Raw genomic sequence first — 14,515 nt, 5'->3', positions numbered from 1 at the left:
CAGTAGCCGGTATTCCCCTACTCATTGGTGATCACTAGGATTTCCATGGGTATCCACGCTCCTGATGCATTAGGGAATGCTGTCAACCATTGAAAGAGATGCGCGGCACCTTATTCGGTTACGCCGGGGCATCTTGGGTGGGACGGGGTGGTATGAGAGTGGAAACTGAGGAGCTCGTCATCGGGCTCCTCAAAAGTCCTGCACGCACTGCTCCGAGCATTTGGACGCGCTCTTATGTCCGCATCCTGCTTGCCGGAGACGTCGCGTGTTCGGTGATCGCCTGCGAGGCCGTCCTGGGGACACGGCTGTGGTTCGGCGCCTTCGTCCCCGTGACGGAAGCCCTGCTCGGACTGGGTCTCGCCCTCGTCTGGCCGCTGGCCCTGGCGTCGGGAGGCGCCTATCGCCAGCGTACGCACGGCGAGGGGACGGATGAATTCCGGGCGGTTTTCAATGGTGCCGCCGGTCTGACAGCGGCGGTTGCGATCGGTGCGTATATCACGCAAACTCCGATCGCCCGCAGTTTCGTCATGGCGATGTTCCCGCTCGCTTTCGCCCTGAATCTCTTCTTCCGCTACCGGATGCGCAAGAGGCTGCACCGCAGACGCTCGCGCGGCGACTACATGCGGCATATGGTCGCCGTCGGCCATCGGGAGTCGGTGCTCGACCTGGTGATGCAGTTGCGCAGGCAGCCGCACCACGGCATGACCGTCGTCGCCGCGTGCCTGCCCGCCGGTCCCGACCTGGTGGAGGTCGACGGGGTCCCGGTCCTCGGCAACTTCTCCGACGTCCCCACGGTGGTGGCCGAGGTCAACGCCGACGCCGTCGCCGTTCTGGCCTGCCCGGAACTGGACGGCGCTGCGCTGCGCAGGCTCGCCTGGGGCCTGGAGGACGCCCGTACCGACCTGTTCGTGGCACCCGCCCTCATGGACGTGGCAGGGCCGCGCATCAGCATCAGCCCGGTCGCCGGAATGCCGCTCCTGCACGTCGAGCACCCCGACTTCCGTGGCGCCCGGCGGCTGGCGAAGAGCCTGTTCGACCGGACGGGGGCGGGCCTGGCCCTCCTGGCGCTGGGGGTGCCCATGCTGGTGATCGCCGCGCTGATCCGCGCGACGAGCCCGGGACCCGCCCTCTTTCACCAGGTCAGGGTGGGTAAGGGGGGCACGGAGTTCCATGTCGTGAAATTTCGCACAATGGTGGTCGATGCGGAACGGCTCAAGATCGACCTGGAGCGCGAGAACGAGTTCGACGGCGTCCTCTTCAAGATTAGGAACGATCCAAGGATCACCCGTGTGGGCGCCTTCCTGCGCCGATACTCCCTCGACGAGCTGCCCCAGCTGCTCAACGTGCTGCGCGGCGAGATGTCCCTCGTCGGCCCGCGCCCTCCCCTCCCCGACGAGGTCAGGCAGTACGGCGCCGACGTACGCCGCCGCCTGGTCGTGAAACCCGGCATGACCGGCCTGTGGCAGGTCAGCGGGCGCTCGGACCTGACCTGGGAGGAGTCGGTCCGCCTGGACCTCCGCTACGTCGAGAACTGGTCGCTCTTCCTGGACCTGCAGATCCTCTGGAAGACCTGGAGCGCCGTGACCGGCGGAGAAGGGGCCTACTAGTGAAAGCGCTCGTGCTCGCCGGAGGGTCGGGCACCCGGCTGCGGCCGATCACCCACACCTCCGCCAAGCAGCTCGTACCCGTCGCGAACAAGCCCGTGCTCTTCTACGGGCTGGAGGCCATCGCCGCCGCGGGCGTCCGCGAGATCGGGATCGTCGTGGGCGACACGCACGCCGAGATCGAGGCGGTCGTCGGCGACGGCCGCGCGCTCGGCCTGGAGGTCACCTACGTCCGCCAGCGGGCGCCGCTGGGCCTGGCCCACGCGGTGCTCGTCGCCCGCGACTACCTCGGCGACGACGACTTCGTCATGTACCTCGGCGACAACTTCATCGTCGGCGGCATCAACGACGTCGTGGAACGTTTCGCCCGCGAGCGGCCCGCCGCCCACATCATGCTCACCAAGGTCGGAGACCCCCGGCAGTTCGGGGTCGCCGAGCTCGACGCCACCGGCCGGGTGATCGGGCTGGAGGAGAAGCCGACCGCCCCCAAGAGCGACTTCGCCCTGGTCGGCGTCTACCTGTTCACCGCCGCGATCCACGAGGCGGTGGCCGAGCTCAAGCCCTCGTGGCGCGGGGAGCTGGAGATCACCGACGCCATCCACTGGCTGATCGCCGACGGGCGGAGGGTCGAGTCCTCCGTCATCTCCGGCTACTGGAAGGACACCGGGAACGTCACCGACATGCTGGAGGTCAACCGGCTGGTGCTGGAGTCCCTGGAGCCCCGGGTGGACGGCCTGGTCGACGACGCCAGCCAGCTCATCGGCCGGGTGGTCGTCGAGGCGGGCGCCGAGATCGAGCGGTCCCGCGTCGTCGGGCCCGCGATCATCGGCCCCGGGGCCCTGATCCGCGACAGCTACATCGGTCCCTTCACCTCGATCGCGGCGGACTGCGCGATCAGCGGCAGCGAGATCGAGTACTCGATCGTCCTGCCCCGGTCCTCGATCGCCGGGGTCTCGCGCATCGAGGCGTCCCTCATCGGCCACGACGTCGAGGTCACCCCCGCTCCCACCACCCCCAGAGCCCACCGTCTCGTGCTGGGCGATCACAGCAAGGTCCAGATCAGCTCATGACAGCAGCCGACAGAGGGACGACCCCCGTCCCGTCGAAGGTCCTGGTCACCGGGGGAGCCGGATTCATCGGCTCCCACTTCGCCCGCGTGCTCGCCGCGGGCGGGGCCACCGTGACGATCCTCGACAAGCTCACCTACGCGGGCAACCCGGCCAACCTGGAGGGGACACCCCACGACTTCGTCCACGGCGACGTCTGCGACGCCGGGCTCCTGGCCGGGCTGGTCCCCGGGCACGACCTCGTCGTCAACTTCGCCGCCGAGTCCCACGTCGACCGGTCGATCGACGGCGCCGCCGACTTCGTACGGACCAACGTCCTCGGCACGCAGGCGCTGATGCAGGCCTGCCTGGAGGCGGGGACCCCCCGGGTGGTGCAGGTCTCGACCGACGAGGTGTACGGGTCGATCGACGAGGGCTCCTGGGACGAGAGCGCGCGGCTCAGCCCGCGCTCGCCCTACTCCGCGGCCAAGGCGAGCGGCGACATGGTCGCCCAGGCGTACGCGGTCACCCACGGCCTGCCGGTCTCCATCACGCGCTGCGGCAACAACTACGGCCCCCGCCAGTATCCGGAGAAGCTGATCCCGCGCTTCGTCACCCGCCTGCTGCGGGGGCGCAGGGTCCCGCTCTACGGCGACGGCGGCAACGTCCGCGACTGGGTCCACGTCGACGACCACTGCGCGGGCATCCGCGTCGTCGCCGAGCGCGGCGAACCCGGCGAGGTCTACCACATCGGCGGTACGGCGGAGCTGAGCAACGTCGAGCTCACCGCCCGGCTCCTTGAGGCCTGCGGCGCCGGGTGGGACATGGTCGAGCGCGTCCCCGACCGCAAGGGGCACGACCGCCGCTACTCCCTGGACGACTCCCGGCTCCGCGCGCTCGGCTACCGGCCGTCCGTCCCATTCGAGCGCGGCCTGGCCGAGACGGTCCGCTGGTACGAGGAGAACCCCGGCTGGTGGGAGGCCGCCGTGAGGGAGACGGACCCGGGCGCACCCGTTTCGGCGGGGACGGGCGCGCGGCGGGGAGGCGAGACCGGATGACCCGCTGGATGATCACCGGTGCCGCGGGCATGCTCGGAACCGAGCTGGCCGCCCGCCTGCGCGCCGATGGGCAGCCCGTCCTCGCGTTCCGCAGGCACGAGCTGGACCTCCGCGACACGCCCGCCGTGCACCACCTGGTCGAGGCGTGCCGGCCCGACGTCGTGGTCAACTGCGCCGCGTGGAACGCCGTCGACGAGGCGGAGTCGCGCGAGGACGAGGCGCTCGCGGTCAACGGCACCGGGGTGCGCACGCTCGCCGAGGCGTGCGGCCACGCCGGCGCGCGGATGATCCAGCCCTCCAGCGACTACGTCTTCGACGGCACCGCGCTGGACCCCTACCCCGAGGACGCGCGGCCCTGCCCGGTCAACGCGTACGGCAGGACCAAGCTCGCGGGCGAGCGCGCCGTGCTGGAGGTGCTGCCGCGCGGCGGCTACGTGGTGCGCACCGCCTGGCTGTACGCCGCGACCGGCCACAACTTCGTCCGCACGATGGCCCGCATGGAGGGTGACGGGATGGCCCCCGACGTCGTCGGCGACCAGTTCGGCCAGCCCACCTGGGCAGGGGACCTGGCGGCCAGGATCGTCGACCTGGCCGGGAGCGGGGCGCCGCCCGGTGTCTACCACGCCACCAACTCGGGCCACACGAGCTGGCACGGCCTGGCCAGGGAGGTCTTCGCGCTGCTCGGCGCCGATCCCCTCCGGGTGACGGAGGTCTCCTCCAAGGACTTCCCGCGCACCGCGTCCCGGCCCCCGTACAGCGTGCTGGGGCACGACGGCTGGCGCAGGGCCGGGCTGGCGCCGATGCGGCACTGGAGAGAGGCGCTGAGGACGTCCCGTGTGCTCGCGGCGGGCTAGCGGGGACGAGACCGGCCCGCCGCCGGTGGCGCGGGGTGCGGAGGGGACACCCCGCGCCACCGGTGGCGGACCGGGGTCCCGCGGGACCCGGCCGCGAGCACACGGGACGGCCTCGGGAGACCTGGTCGCCGGGCACGAGGACGGCTCAGGAGAACCGGTCGCCGGGCACGAGAACGATCCAGTCGGAGAACCGTCGGACCGCGTCACGCGGCGAGGGAGCGCATTCATGACAACCTGCAGGCTGTGCGGCTCGACGAGTCTCGCCAGCGTCGTCGACCTCGGGGCGACACCGCCCTGCGAGCGGTTCCTCACCGAGGGGCAGCTGGAGGAGCCCGAGGTCACCTACCCGTTGCACCTGCGGGTCTGCACCGGCTGCTGGCTGGCGCAGATCCCGCCGATGATCACGCCGGAGGAGACCTTCACCGAGTACGCCTACTTCTCCTCGTACTCCACCTCGTGGGTGGAGCACGCGCGGGAGTTCGTGCGCGGGGCGGCCGACCGGCTCGGGCTGGGGGCCGGGTCGTTCGTGGTCGAGGTGGCCAGCAACGACGGGTACCTCCTGCGGCACGTCGTCGAGCGGGGCATCCGCTGCCTGGGCATCGAGCCGTCGGAGAACGTCGGACGGGCGGCCAGGGAGGCCGGGGTGACGACCTTCACGGCGTTCCTCGACCCGGAGACCGGCGCCTCGGTGCGCGCGGAGCACGGGCCCGCCGACCTGGTGGTGGCCAACAACGTCTACGCCCACATCCCGGACGTCATCGGGTTCACCCGGGGGCTGCGCGCCCTCGTGGCCGACGACGGCTGGGTCTCCATCGAGGTCCAGCACCTGCTCACCCTGATGGAGCACAACCAGTACGACACGATCTACCACGAGCACTTCCAGTACTACACGGTCGCCTCCGCCCAGCGCGCCCTGGCCACCGGCGGGCTCGCCCTGGTGGACGTCGAGTCGCTGCCCACGCACGGGGGCTCGATCCGGCTGTGGGCCAGGCCGGTGGAGGCCGTCGACGAGCAGGGAGAGCCGGGCGCGCGGGTGGCCGCGCTGCTCGCGGCCGAGAAGGCGGCGGGCCTGCACGAGCTGTCCGGGTACGCCGAGTTCGGTGAGCGGGTGGCGCGGGTCCGGCGGGACCTGCTGGGCTTCCTCCTCGACGCCGCCCGCGAGGGCAGGACCGTCGCGGGCTACGGGGCGCCGGGCAAGGGCAACACCCTGCTCAACCACTGCGGCATCCGGCCCGACCTGCTCCCCTTCACGGTCGACCGCAACCCGTACAAGCACGGCAGGTTCACCCCGGGCACGCGTGTGCCGATCCTGCCGCCCGAGCGGCTCGCCGAGGAGCGGCCCGACTACGTGCTGGTCCTCCCGTGGAACCTCCGCGAGGAACTCGTCGGCCAGCTGTCCTTCGTACACGCCTGGGGAGGCCGGTTGGTCTTCCCCATCCCCAACCTGGAGATCGTCGAGGTGAACCCGTGAAGGTCGTCCTCTTCTGCGGCGGATACGGCACCAGGATGCGCACCGGCACCCCCGGTGACGCGCCCAAGCCCATGCAGCTCGTGGGCCCCCGGCCGCTCATCTGGCATGTGATGCGCTACTACGCGCACTTCGGGCACACGGAGTTCGTCCTCTGCCTGGGGTACGGCGCGCACCACATCAAGGACTTCTTCCTGAACTACCAGGAGACGACGTCCAACGACTTCGTCCTGCGCGGAGGCCGGGTCGAGCTGCTGTCCACCGACATCTCCGACTGGTCGATCTCGTTCGTGCAGACCGGGATCGCGTCGCCGATCGGCGAGCGGCTGCGCCGGGTCCGCGACCATCTGGACGGCGAGGAGATGTTCCTGGCCAACTACGCCGACGTGCTCACCGACGCGCCGCTGCCGGAGATCGTCGACCGCTTCACCCGGTCGGGCGCGGGCGCGTCGATGATGGTGGTGCCGCCCTCGGACACCTTCCACTGCATCGAGCTGGGGGAGCGCGGCACGGTCGGCGGGATCACGCCGGTCAGCGAGATGCCGCTCTGGGTCAACGGCGGGTACTTCGTGCTCCGTCAGGAGATCTTCGACCACATCCCGGTGGGCGGCGACCTGGTCGCGGACGGCTGCGCCGAGCTGGCCAAGCGCGGCAGGCTGCTCGCCTACCCGCACCGCGGCTACTGGCGGCCCACCGACACGGTCAAGGAGCGGGTCGCCCTCGACGAGGCGTACTCGCGCGGCGACCGCCCCTGGGCGCTGTGGGAGGGCGAGCGGGTGCCGGCGCCCGAGGGTGGGGCGGCGGTGACGGTCCCGTGATCCGGTTCCGGACGGCCGGAACGGGCCGGATCGCGCTGCTCGCCGCGCACTGCGACGACCTCGCCATCGGGGCGGGCGGCAGCCTGCTCACCCTCTGCGCCGCGCGCCCCGGCATCCGGGTGGACGCCCTGGTGCTCTCCGGCGGCGGGACCGAGCGGGAGGACGAGGAACACGCCGCGCTGACCGCCTTCTGCCCCGGCGCCGACCTGCGGCTCACCGTGCTCAAGCTGCCCGACGGGCGGTTGCCCGCGCGCTGGGAGGAGGCGAAGGAGGCGGTGGAGGAGCTGCGGGCGCGTACCGACCCCGACCTGCTGTTCGCGCCGAACCCCGCCGACGCCCACCAGGACCACCGGGGCCTGGCCAGGCTGGTGCCCACGGCCTTCCGCGACCACCAGGTGCTCGGCTACGAGATCGTCAAGTGGGACGGCGACCTGGGACGGCCCACGGCCTACCAGCCGCTCACGCCCGAGGTCGCCGAGGTGAAGGTGGACCTGCTCCACCGCCACTACCCCTCGCAGCGCCACCGCTCCTGGTACGACCGCGAGGCGTTCCTGGGCCTGGCCCGCATCCGCGGGATCGAGTGCCACGCCCGCTACGCCGAGGCTTTCCACGTCAACAAGCTGACCTTCGATCTGGCTGGAGGCTGAACCGGATGCGCGTGCTGCTGACCGGGCACCAGGGCTACCTGGGGAGTGTGATGGCCCCGGTGCTCACCGCCGCGGGCCACGAGGTGACCGGGCTCGACTCCGGGCTCTTCGCCGGATGCCTGCTGGGCCCCGCGCCCGACGACCCGCCAGGACACGCCGTCGACCTGCGGGACGTCACCCCCGGGATGCTGGCGGGGGTGGACGCGGTGGTGCACCTCGCCGCGCTGTCCAACGACCCGCTGGGCGCGCTGGCGCCCGAGCTGACCTACGACATCAACCACCGCGCCGCGGTGCGGCTGGCCAGGCTGGCCCGCGACGCGGGCGTGCGCCGGTTCCTGTACGCCTCCACCTGCTCGGTCTACGGCGCCTCCGGCCCGGACCTGGTCGACGAGGACGCGCCGCTGCGCCCGGTCACCCCGTACGCCGACTCCAAGGTCCGGGTGGAGAACGACCTGCTCACGCTGGCCGACGACGACTTCAGCCCGGTGTTCCTGCGCAACGCCACCGCGTTCGGGTTCTCGCCCAGGCTGCGCGCGGACATCGTGCTGAACAACCTCGTCGGGCACGCGCTGCTGTCCGGGGAGGTCAGGGTGCTGTCCGACGGCACCCCGTGGCGTCCGCTGGTGCACGCCGCCGACATCGCGAACGTCTTCGCCCTGACGCTGACCGCCCCGCGCGAGGCCGTCCACGCGAGGGCGTTCAACGTCGGCGCGGAGGAGAACAACGTGACGGTGGCGGAGATCGCCGCCGAGGTCGCCGAGGCGGTTCCCGGCTCCAAGGTCGTGATCACCGGGGAGGCCGGGGCCGACCCGCGCTCCTACCGGGTCGACTTCTCCCGCATCCGCGACGCGCTCCCCGGCTACCGGGCGCTGTGGACGGTCAGGGCGGGCGCGAGCCAGCTGGTCGAGGCGTACCGGCGGTTCGGCCTGACCGAGGAGGGCTTCCAGCGTCGGTTCACCAGGCTGGCGTGGCTGTCGTCCCGGCGCGAGGCCGGAACCGTCGACGGCGCGCTGCGCCCGCGCGGGCCGGTCCCCCCGGTTCCGGGAGAGGTGAGCGGAGCGGGCGGCGGGGCACCGGTGGGCGCGCGGGGCGGTGAACGGTGACCGCTCCCGGCGACGGCGAGGCGTACGAGCGGAGCGCCGAGGGTGAGAGGAGCGAGGCCGAGGGGCGCGAGATGCGGGACCTCGTGGAGCGGCTCTACCCGCTGTGCAGGAGCATCACCGGCGACGGCGTGCGCCGCACCCTGGAGATCATCGGGGAGTCCATCCGCCTGCGGGTCCGCGAGGTGCCGACGGGCACCCAGGTCCTCGACTGGACGGTGCCCAGGGAGTGGAACATCCGCGACGCCTACGTCAAGGACGCCTCGGGCGCCAGGGTCGTCGACTTCGGCGCGTCGAACCTGCACGTGGTCGGCTACAGCGTCCCGGTGTCGGCCACCATGTCCCTGGACGAGCTGCGCGGGCACCTGCACACGCTCCCCGAGCAGCCCGCCCTGATCCCGTACCGCACGAGCTACTACGCCGAGACCTGGGGCTTCTGCCTGCCCCACGACACCCTGGAGGGTCTCGGGGACGGGCCGTACGAGGTCATGATCGACTCCACGCTCGCCGACGGGCACCTGACCTACGGCGAGCACGTGGTGCCCGGCAGGGTCGCCGAGGAGGTGCTCGTCTCCTGCCACGTGTGCCACCCCTCGCTGGCGAACGACAACCTCGCGGGGATCGCGGTGGCGGTCCGGCTCGCGCGGTGGCTGGCCGGGACCGACCCGTGGTACACCTACCGCTTCCTGTTCGCGCCGGGCACCATCGGCGCGATCACCTGGCTGGCGCGCAACCGGGAGCGCGCCGGGCGGATCAGGCACGGCCTGGTGCTGGCCTGCGCGGGGGACCGAGGCCCGCTGACGTACAAGCGCAGCAGGCGGGGCGACGCCGAGATCGACAGGGCCGTGCGGCACGTCCTGCGCAGCTCGGGACGGCCTCACACCGTCGTGGACTTCTCCCCGTACGGCTACGACGAGCGGCAGTTCTGCTCGCCCGGCTTCGACCTGCCCGTCGGCTCGCTCACCAGGACCCCGTACGCGGGCTACCCCGAGTACCACACCTCCGCCGACAACCCGGACTTCGTCTCGCCCGGGGCGATGGTCGACACCCTGGAGACCTGCTGGGAGGTCACCCGGGTGCTTGAGGGCAACCGCTCCTACCTCAACCTCAGCCCGTACGGGGAACCGCAGCTGGGCAGGCGGGGCCTGTACGGGTCGCTGGGCGGGCGCAGCGACACCAAGGAGGCCCAGATGGCGATGTTGTGGGTGCTGAACCTCTCCGACGGGAGGCACAGCCTCCTGGACATCGCGGAACGATCCGATCTTCCCTTCGGTGCCGTGGCGGAGGCGGCACGGGCCCTTCGCGGCTCGGGACTTCTCAAGGAGTGTTCGCTGTGACGCGGTTCCAGGTCGTGACGGGCTCCCGGGGGAGCGAGGCGCTCAACCTCCGGGTGGGCGAGACGGTGGAGGTGCTGAGCGAGGCCGAGATCATGGCCACGCTGGACGGGAGGGGAGAGCTGGACGAACTGCCCTTCATGCCGGAGATGCTGGCCTTCTGCGGGCGGCGGCTCACCGTGCACAAGGTGGCGCACAAGCTCTGCGACACGATCAGCAGCAGCGGCATGCGGCGGATGGAGCGTGCCGTCCACCTGACCGGGGCCCGCTGCGACGGGCAGGCGCACGGCGGCTGCCAGACGGCCTGCCAGTTCTACTGGAAGGAAGCCTGGCTCAAGCGGGTGGACCCGTCCGCTCCCGCCACGGCGAACGGTCTCGCCAACGGAAGGCCCCTGCTGCCGATCCTGCGGGCCGCGACCAGGAAGGAGCCCGGCCCCGACGGGGAGGAGCGCTTCTCCTGCCAGGCGACCGAGCTGCTGCGCGCCGCGCCCACCTGCCTGCCGTTCAAGGACGTCGGGCAGTACGTCGCCGACGTGCGTACCGGGAACGTGGGCGTGCCCTGGATGCTGCGCTCGTTCCTCGTCGGGCTGTTCAACCGCTTCCAGCAGGCCAGCAAGCGCGTCCTGCCCAGGTGGCTGTTGATCAGGGGTGGGATGCGCTGGGGGTTCGTCAGGGGTGAGGCGGGATCCACCACCCCGACGCTCACCCTGGACCTGCGGCCGGGAGAGCTCGTCCGGGTCAGGTCCAAGGAGGAGATCCTCAAGACGCTCAACGACGGCCTGCTCAACCGCGGCATGGGGTTCGAGGAGGAGATGTCGCGCTACTGCGGCCACGTCGCGCGGGTGAGCGCCCGCGTCGAGAGGTGCCTGGACGAGAAGACCGGCCGGATGCTGCGGATGAAGAACCCCTGCATCATCCTGGAGGGCGTCATCTGCGCGGGCGCGTACAACGTCAGCTGCCCGCGCGAGTTCGTGCCGTTCTGGCGGGAGATCTGGCTCGAACGCGTCGAGGAGCCCCGTTGAGCGGGTCGTCCCCCGAGCCTGGCGCGGTTGACACGGCCGGTGAACCAGGCACGGCCGGTGAGCAGGTCGGGACGATCGGCAGGAAGGCCGGTCGCGGGCTGCGCTGGAGTCTCCTGGGCAACCTGGGGACGAAGGCGACCACCTTCGTCATGGGACTGGTGCTCGCCCGGCTGCTCGTACCGGAGGACTTCGGCCTCTACGCCATCGCGCTCGCCGCGACCACCTTCGTCATGCACGTCAACGACGTCGGCATCATCGCGGCCACCGTGCAGTGGCGGGGCCGGGTCGAGGACATGGCGCCGACGGCGACGGTCATGGCCGTGGCGTTCAGCACCGGGATGTACGGGATCTTCTGGGTGGTGGCCCCGTACTTCGCGGAGCTGGCGGGCAGCGCGGAGGCCACCCCGGTGGTCCGGCTGCTCACCGCGGTCATCCTCATCGACGGCGTCACCGCCGTGCGGGCGGGCTCGCTGATGCGCGGGTTCGGGCACGACAGGCTGACCAAGGCCAACATCGCGGGCTCGCTGGTCAACGCCGGGGTGGCCGTCACGCTCGCCGCGAACGGCGCCGGTGCCTACAGCTTCGCCGTCGGGCAGGTGGCGGCCAACACGGTCACCGGCGCGCTGGTGTTCGCCTGGGCCGGGCTGCCGTTCCGCCTCGGCTTCGACCGGGAGGTGGCGGTCAGGCTCCTGCGGTTTGGGGCGCCGCTGGCCCTGGGACTCGGCATCGAGGCGGTGCTGATGAACGCCGACTACGTCATCGTCGGCGCGGTGCTCGGCCCCGTCGCCCTCGGGTTCTACCTGCTGGCGTTCAACGTCTCCAGCTGGGTGCCCAGCGTGATCGGGACGGCCCTGCGGTACGTCACCGTGCCCAGCTTCTCGCGGCTCGCCGAACAGCGGCCGGAGTCGCTGTCGCTGGGGGTGCAGCGCTCGGTGCCGCTGCTCGTCGCGTTCGTGCTGCCGGTCGCCGTGGTGACGGCCACGCTGGCCCCGGCGATCGTGGCGTTCCTCTACGGCGAGAAGTGGGCTCCGGCCGCCGGGGTCCTGGCGCTGCTGGCGGTCCTGATGGTCGTGCGGATGCTCACCTCCCTCGCCTTCGACATCCTCACCTCGGCGGGCGCCACCAGGGCCACCGTGTGGATGAACCTCGGCTGGGCCGTGGCGCTGGTGCCCGCGCTGTGGGCGGGCACGCACTGGTACGGCATCCGCGGCGCGGCGATCGGGCACGCGCTCGCCGGTGTCCTGGTCGCCCTGCCGGTGGCGGCCCTGGTGCTGAGCCGCGCGGGGGTGCGCCTGGCACCCGTCCTCCCTGCCCTCGTACGCCCGCTGCTGGGCGCCTCGGTCGCGGCGGCCGTCACGGTGACGCTCGCCGGTCTGACGAGCGGGGAGACCGTTGGTTCGGCTTTTGTCCAGCTCTGCGTGGCCGGTGGCGGGGGACTGCTCGCGTACGTCCTGGTCGTCGTGCCCGTGACGCGGCTCAGACGGTTCGGCGCGCGGGTGGTCCCCGCCCGCGCCCGCTGACCATCTACGAGACCTACGAGACCTACGAGACTCACGAGAGGAGAGATCGGATGGAGAACTCCGACACCCTGGTGTCCATCATTCTCCCCGTGCGCAACGGGGCCGGGCGGATCGAGGGCGCGGTCCGCTCGGTGCTCGGCCAGGACCACGAGCACCTCCAGCTGGTGATCTCCGACAACGCGTCCACGGACGGCACCGAGGAGATCTGCCGCGACCTGGCCGCGACCGACCGCCGGATCGTCTACCGCAGGCACCCGGAGAACATGGGCCTGTTCGACAACTTCGTCCGGACGACCGAGCTGGTCGAGGGCACGTTCTTCCGCTGGGTCGGCGACGACGACCGGCTGGAGCCCGCGTGCGTCTCCCGGTCGCTCCAGGCGTTCGCGGAGGACGACCGGCTCGTCCTGGTCACCACGCAGGTCGCCTACACCGGGCCCGACGGGACCGTCACCACCGCCCCCCTCGACCGCTCCGGGCTGGCCTCGGACGACCCGGTCGAGCGGTTCGCCGAGATGCTGCGGCTGCTCAACGAGAGCCACCTGCTCGTCGACCCGCTGTACGGCACGCTGCGGCGCGACCCCCTGGCGAGGATCCCCCGGCGCAACATGCTCCGCGAGGACGAGGTGTTCGCGGCGAAGCTCGCGCTGGCCGGGCCGTGGGGGCACGTCCCCGAGGTCCTCGCCCACCGCAACTGGAAGCACGACACCCTGTCCGCGATCGCCCGCCGCCTCGACGTGCCGCCCTGGCGGGCCCGCTGCTCCACCCTCCTGCAGTGCGGGGAGCTGTTCCGCTGGCTGCGGGAGGCCGGTCTCACCGCCGACCAGCACCGCCGCGCCCGCGCGGCCGTCCTCGGCATGTACGCGCGCCGCCAGCGGCTCACCGCGGCCCGCCGGGGCCGCAGGCTCGCGCTGATCGCCTCGGGGCTCGTCCCCGGCGGGCGGTGAGAGATGTCCCTCCCCAAGGGCCGCGCCGCCGTCCGCCACCGCCGTAATCCGGAACCACAGGACCGGAATTCCTGGACCCCGGGACCGAAACCTCGGACACCGGGAGCGCCGGAATTTCGGTGATCTCCCCCGCTCGACCGACTTCAGAAAGGAAAACCCGGTGACCACCGTCTTCTCCAACAGCGTGGCGGATGACGACACGCGCAGGGAACTGCTCTACCAGGGGCAGGTCTTCGTCTACTCGGCGACGCCCGCCTCCACCCTGCTGGCCGCCTTCGCCAGGGAGTTGATCGCCGAGGCGTTCGGTGAGCGCGACCCGGAGACCGCCCAGTTCGACATGCCGGTCGAGGAGTTCGCCGGCCTGCTCGCCCGGCTCAAGCCCCGGTTCATCCATCACCCCCGGTGCAAGGAACTGCTGCCCGCGGTGCTGGAGGAGCTGGGCTGCGACCTGGACAGCACCTACTTCGACGTGCCCCGGCTGCGCACCTCCACCTCCCACGACTACCTCACCTCCGGCATCTCCTACGCCTTCCACCCCCATCGCGACTGCTGGTACTCGGCCCCGTTCAACCAGCTCAACTGGTGGATCCCCGTCTACGAGGTGGTCCCGGAGAACGTGATGGCCTTCCACCCGCAGTACTTCGGCAGCCCGGTGCGCAACGGCAGCGCGCGCTACGACTACGCGGAGTGGAACAGGACCAGCCGGGTCACCGCCGCCCAGCACGTGCGCGGGGACACCAGGGACCAGCCCCGTCCCGAGGAGACCGTCGTGCTCGACCCGCAGGTGCGGGTGGTGCCGGAGCCGGGCGGCGTCATGGTGTTCTCCGGCGCCCAGCTGCACTCCACGGTGCCCAACACCTCGGGCAGGACCCGCTTCAGCATCGACTTCCGCACGGTGCACATCGACGACGTGCGCACCCGCCGGGGCGCCCGCAACGTGGACGCGGAGTGCACCGGTACCACCCTGCGTGACTTCGTACGCTCCTCCGACCTCGACCCGATGCCGGAGGAGCTGGCGCTGGAGTACGAGGCGGAGGCCCTGACCAGGGTCGGGTGAGCGGCCACACCACCCACACCGCCGCCACACCGTCGTGACGCCC

13 protein-coding genes are annotated in these 14,515 nt (G+C 71.6%); all 13 read left to right on the top strand.

From position 1 onward, the window contains the following. The first annotated feature begins 152 nt into the window (after positions 1-152). The 13 genes from ACW9TB_RS00280 to ACW9TB_RS00220 all read left to right on the top strand — a co-directional run bounded on the left by ACW9TB_RS00280 (position 153) and on the right by ACW9TB_RS00220 (position 14,472). Complete coding sequence (locus ACW9TB_RS00280) at positions 153-1,607, top strand: sugar transferase (protein WP_472745853.1); 1,455 nt, start codon at positions 153-155, stop codon at positions 1,605-1,607. Further along, positions 1,607-2,674 carry a glucose-1-phosphate thymidylyltransferase gene (locus ACW9TB_RS00275; RefSeq protein WP_472745852.1) on the top strand — a complete coding sequence of 356 codons (1,068 nt, stop codon included), beginning with the start codon at positions 1,607-1,609 and terminating at the stop codon, positions 2,672-2,674. The genes ACW9TB_RS00280 and ACW9TB_RS00275 overlap by 1 nt, the downstream gene beginning before the upstream one ends. After that, a complete protein-coding gene (gene rfbB / locus ACW9TB_RS00270; protein WP_472745851.1) occupies positions 2,671-3,708 on the top strand; it encodes a dTDP-glucose 4,6-dehydratase in 1,038 nt (345 codons plus the stop codon). Before ACW9TB_RS00275 ends, rfbB begins: the two co-directional genes overlap by 4 nt. After that, a complete protein-coding gene (gene rfbD, locus ACW9TB_RS00265) occupies positions 3,705-4,562 on the top strand; it encodes a dTDP-4-dehydrorhamnose reductase (RefSeq protein ID WP_472745850.1) in 858 nt (285 codons plus the stop codon). Before rfbB ends, rfbD begins: the two co-directional genes overlap by 4 nt. Before the next feature lie 226 nt (positions 4,563-4,788). Beyond that, positions 4,789-6,033 (top strand): methyltransferase domain-containing protein, encoded by a 1,245-nt coding sequence (locus ACW9TB_RS00260; RefSeq protein ID WP_472745849.1) that lies wholly within the window; start codon positions 4,789-4,791, stop codon positions 6,031-6,033. Continuing rightward, positions 6,030-6,848, top strand: a complete 819-nt coding sequence (locus ACW9TB_RS00255; RefSeq protein WP_472745848.1) for a sugar phosphate nucleotidyltransferase — start codon at positions 6,030-6,032, stop codon at positions 6,846-6,848. Before ACW9TB_RS00260 ends, ACW9TB_RS00255 begins: the two co-directional genes overlap by 4 nt. Continuing rightward, the gene (locus ACW9TB_RS00250) at positions 6,845-7,495 is read left to right on the top strand and encodes a PIG-L deacetylase family protein (RefSeq protein WP_472745847.1); all 651 of its coding nucleotides are present in this window, start codon (positions 6,845-6,847) and stop codon (positions 7,493-7,495) included. The genes ACW9TB_RS00255 and ACW9TB_RS00250 overlap by 4 nt, the downstream gene beginning before the upstream one ends. Before the next feature lie 5 nt (positions 7,496-7,500). Next, a complete protein-coding gene (locus tag ACW9TB_RS00245) occupies positions 7,501-8,598 on the top strand; it encodes an NAD-dependent epimerase/dehydratase family protein (RefSeq protein WP_472745846.1) in 1,098 nt (365 codons plus the stop codon). Then, positions 8,595-9,932, top strand: a complete 1,338-nt coding sequence (locus tag ACW9TB_RS00240; RefSeq protein ID WP_472745845.1) for a DUF4910 domain-containing protein — start codon at positions 8,595-8,597, stop codon at positions 9,930-9,932. The genes ACW9TB_RS00245 and ACW9TB_RS00240 overlap by 4 nt, the downstream gene beginning before the upstream one ends. Then, the gene (locus tag ACW9TB_RS00235) at positions 9,929-10,951 is read left to right on the top strand and encodes a hypothetical protein (RefSeq protein WP_472745844.1); all 1,023 of its coding nucleotides are present in this window, start codon (positions 9,929-9,931) and stop codon (positions 10,949-10,951) included. Before ACW9TB_RS00240 ends, ACW9TB_RS00235 begins: the two co-directional genes overlap by 4 nt. Next, positions 10,948-12,471 carry a lipopolysaccharide biosynthesis protein gene (locus ACW9TB_RS00230; protein ID WP_472745843.1) on the top strand — a complete coding sequence of 508 codons (1,524 nt, stop codon included), beginning with the start codon at positions 10,948-10,950 and terminating at the stop codon, positions 12,469-12,471. The genes ACW9TB_RS00235 and ACW9TB_RS00230 overlap by 4 nt, the downstream gene beginning before the upstream one ends. Before the next feature lie 50 nt (positions 12,472-12,521). Further along, positions 12,522-13,415 carry a glycosyltransferase family 2 protein gene (locus ACW9TB_RS00225; protein ID WP_472745842.1) on the top strand — a complete coding sequence of 298 codons (894 nt, stop codon included), beginning with the start codon at positions 12,522-12,524 and terminating at the stop codon, positions 13,413-13,415. A 160-nt stretch (positions 13,416-13,575) separates the two neighbouring features. Next, on the top strand, positions 13,576-14,472 hold the full coding sequence (locus tag ACW9TB_RS00220; protein ID WP_472745841.1) for a phytanoyl-CoA dioxygenase family protein: 897 nt from the start codon (positions 13,576-13,578) through the stop codon (positions 14,470-14,472). Positions 14,473-14,515: the final 43 nt, after the last annotated feature.

It is taken from the genome of Streptosporangium sp. H13245 (assembly GCF_055690525.1).
The sequence above is the reverse complement of the archived record's forward strand: the minus strand, read 5'-3'. Positions and strand labels throughout refer to the sequence as shown.

Coding starts and splice junctions, on each gene's coding strand:
- ACW9TB_RS00280 (WP_472745853.1), top strand. CDS start 153: ATGAGAGTGGAAACTGAGGAGCTCGTCATCGGGCTCCTCAAAAGTCCT.
- rfbB (WP_472745851.1), top strand. CDS start 2,671: ATGACAGCAGCCGACAGAGGGACGACCCCCGTCCCGTCGAAGGTCCTG.
- rfbD (WP_472745850.1), top strand. CDS start 3,705: ATGACCCGCTGGATGATCACCGGTGCCGCGGGCATGCTCGGAACCGAG.
- ACW9TB_RS00260 (WP_472745849.1), top strand. CDS start 4,789: ATGACAACCTGCAGGCTGTGCGGCTCGACGAGTCTCGCCAGCGTCGTC.
- ACW9TB_RS00245 (WP_472745846.1), top strand. CDS start 7,501: ATGCGCGTGCTGCTGACCGGGCACCAGGGCTACCTGGGGAGTGTGATG.
- ACW9TB_RS00225 (WP_472745842.1), top strand. CDS start 12,522: ATGGAGAACTCCGACACCCTGGTGTCCATCATTCTCCCCGTGCGCAAC.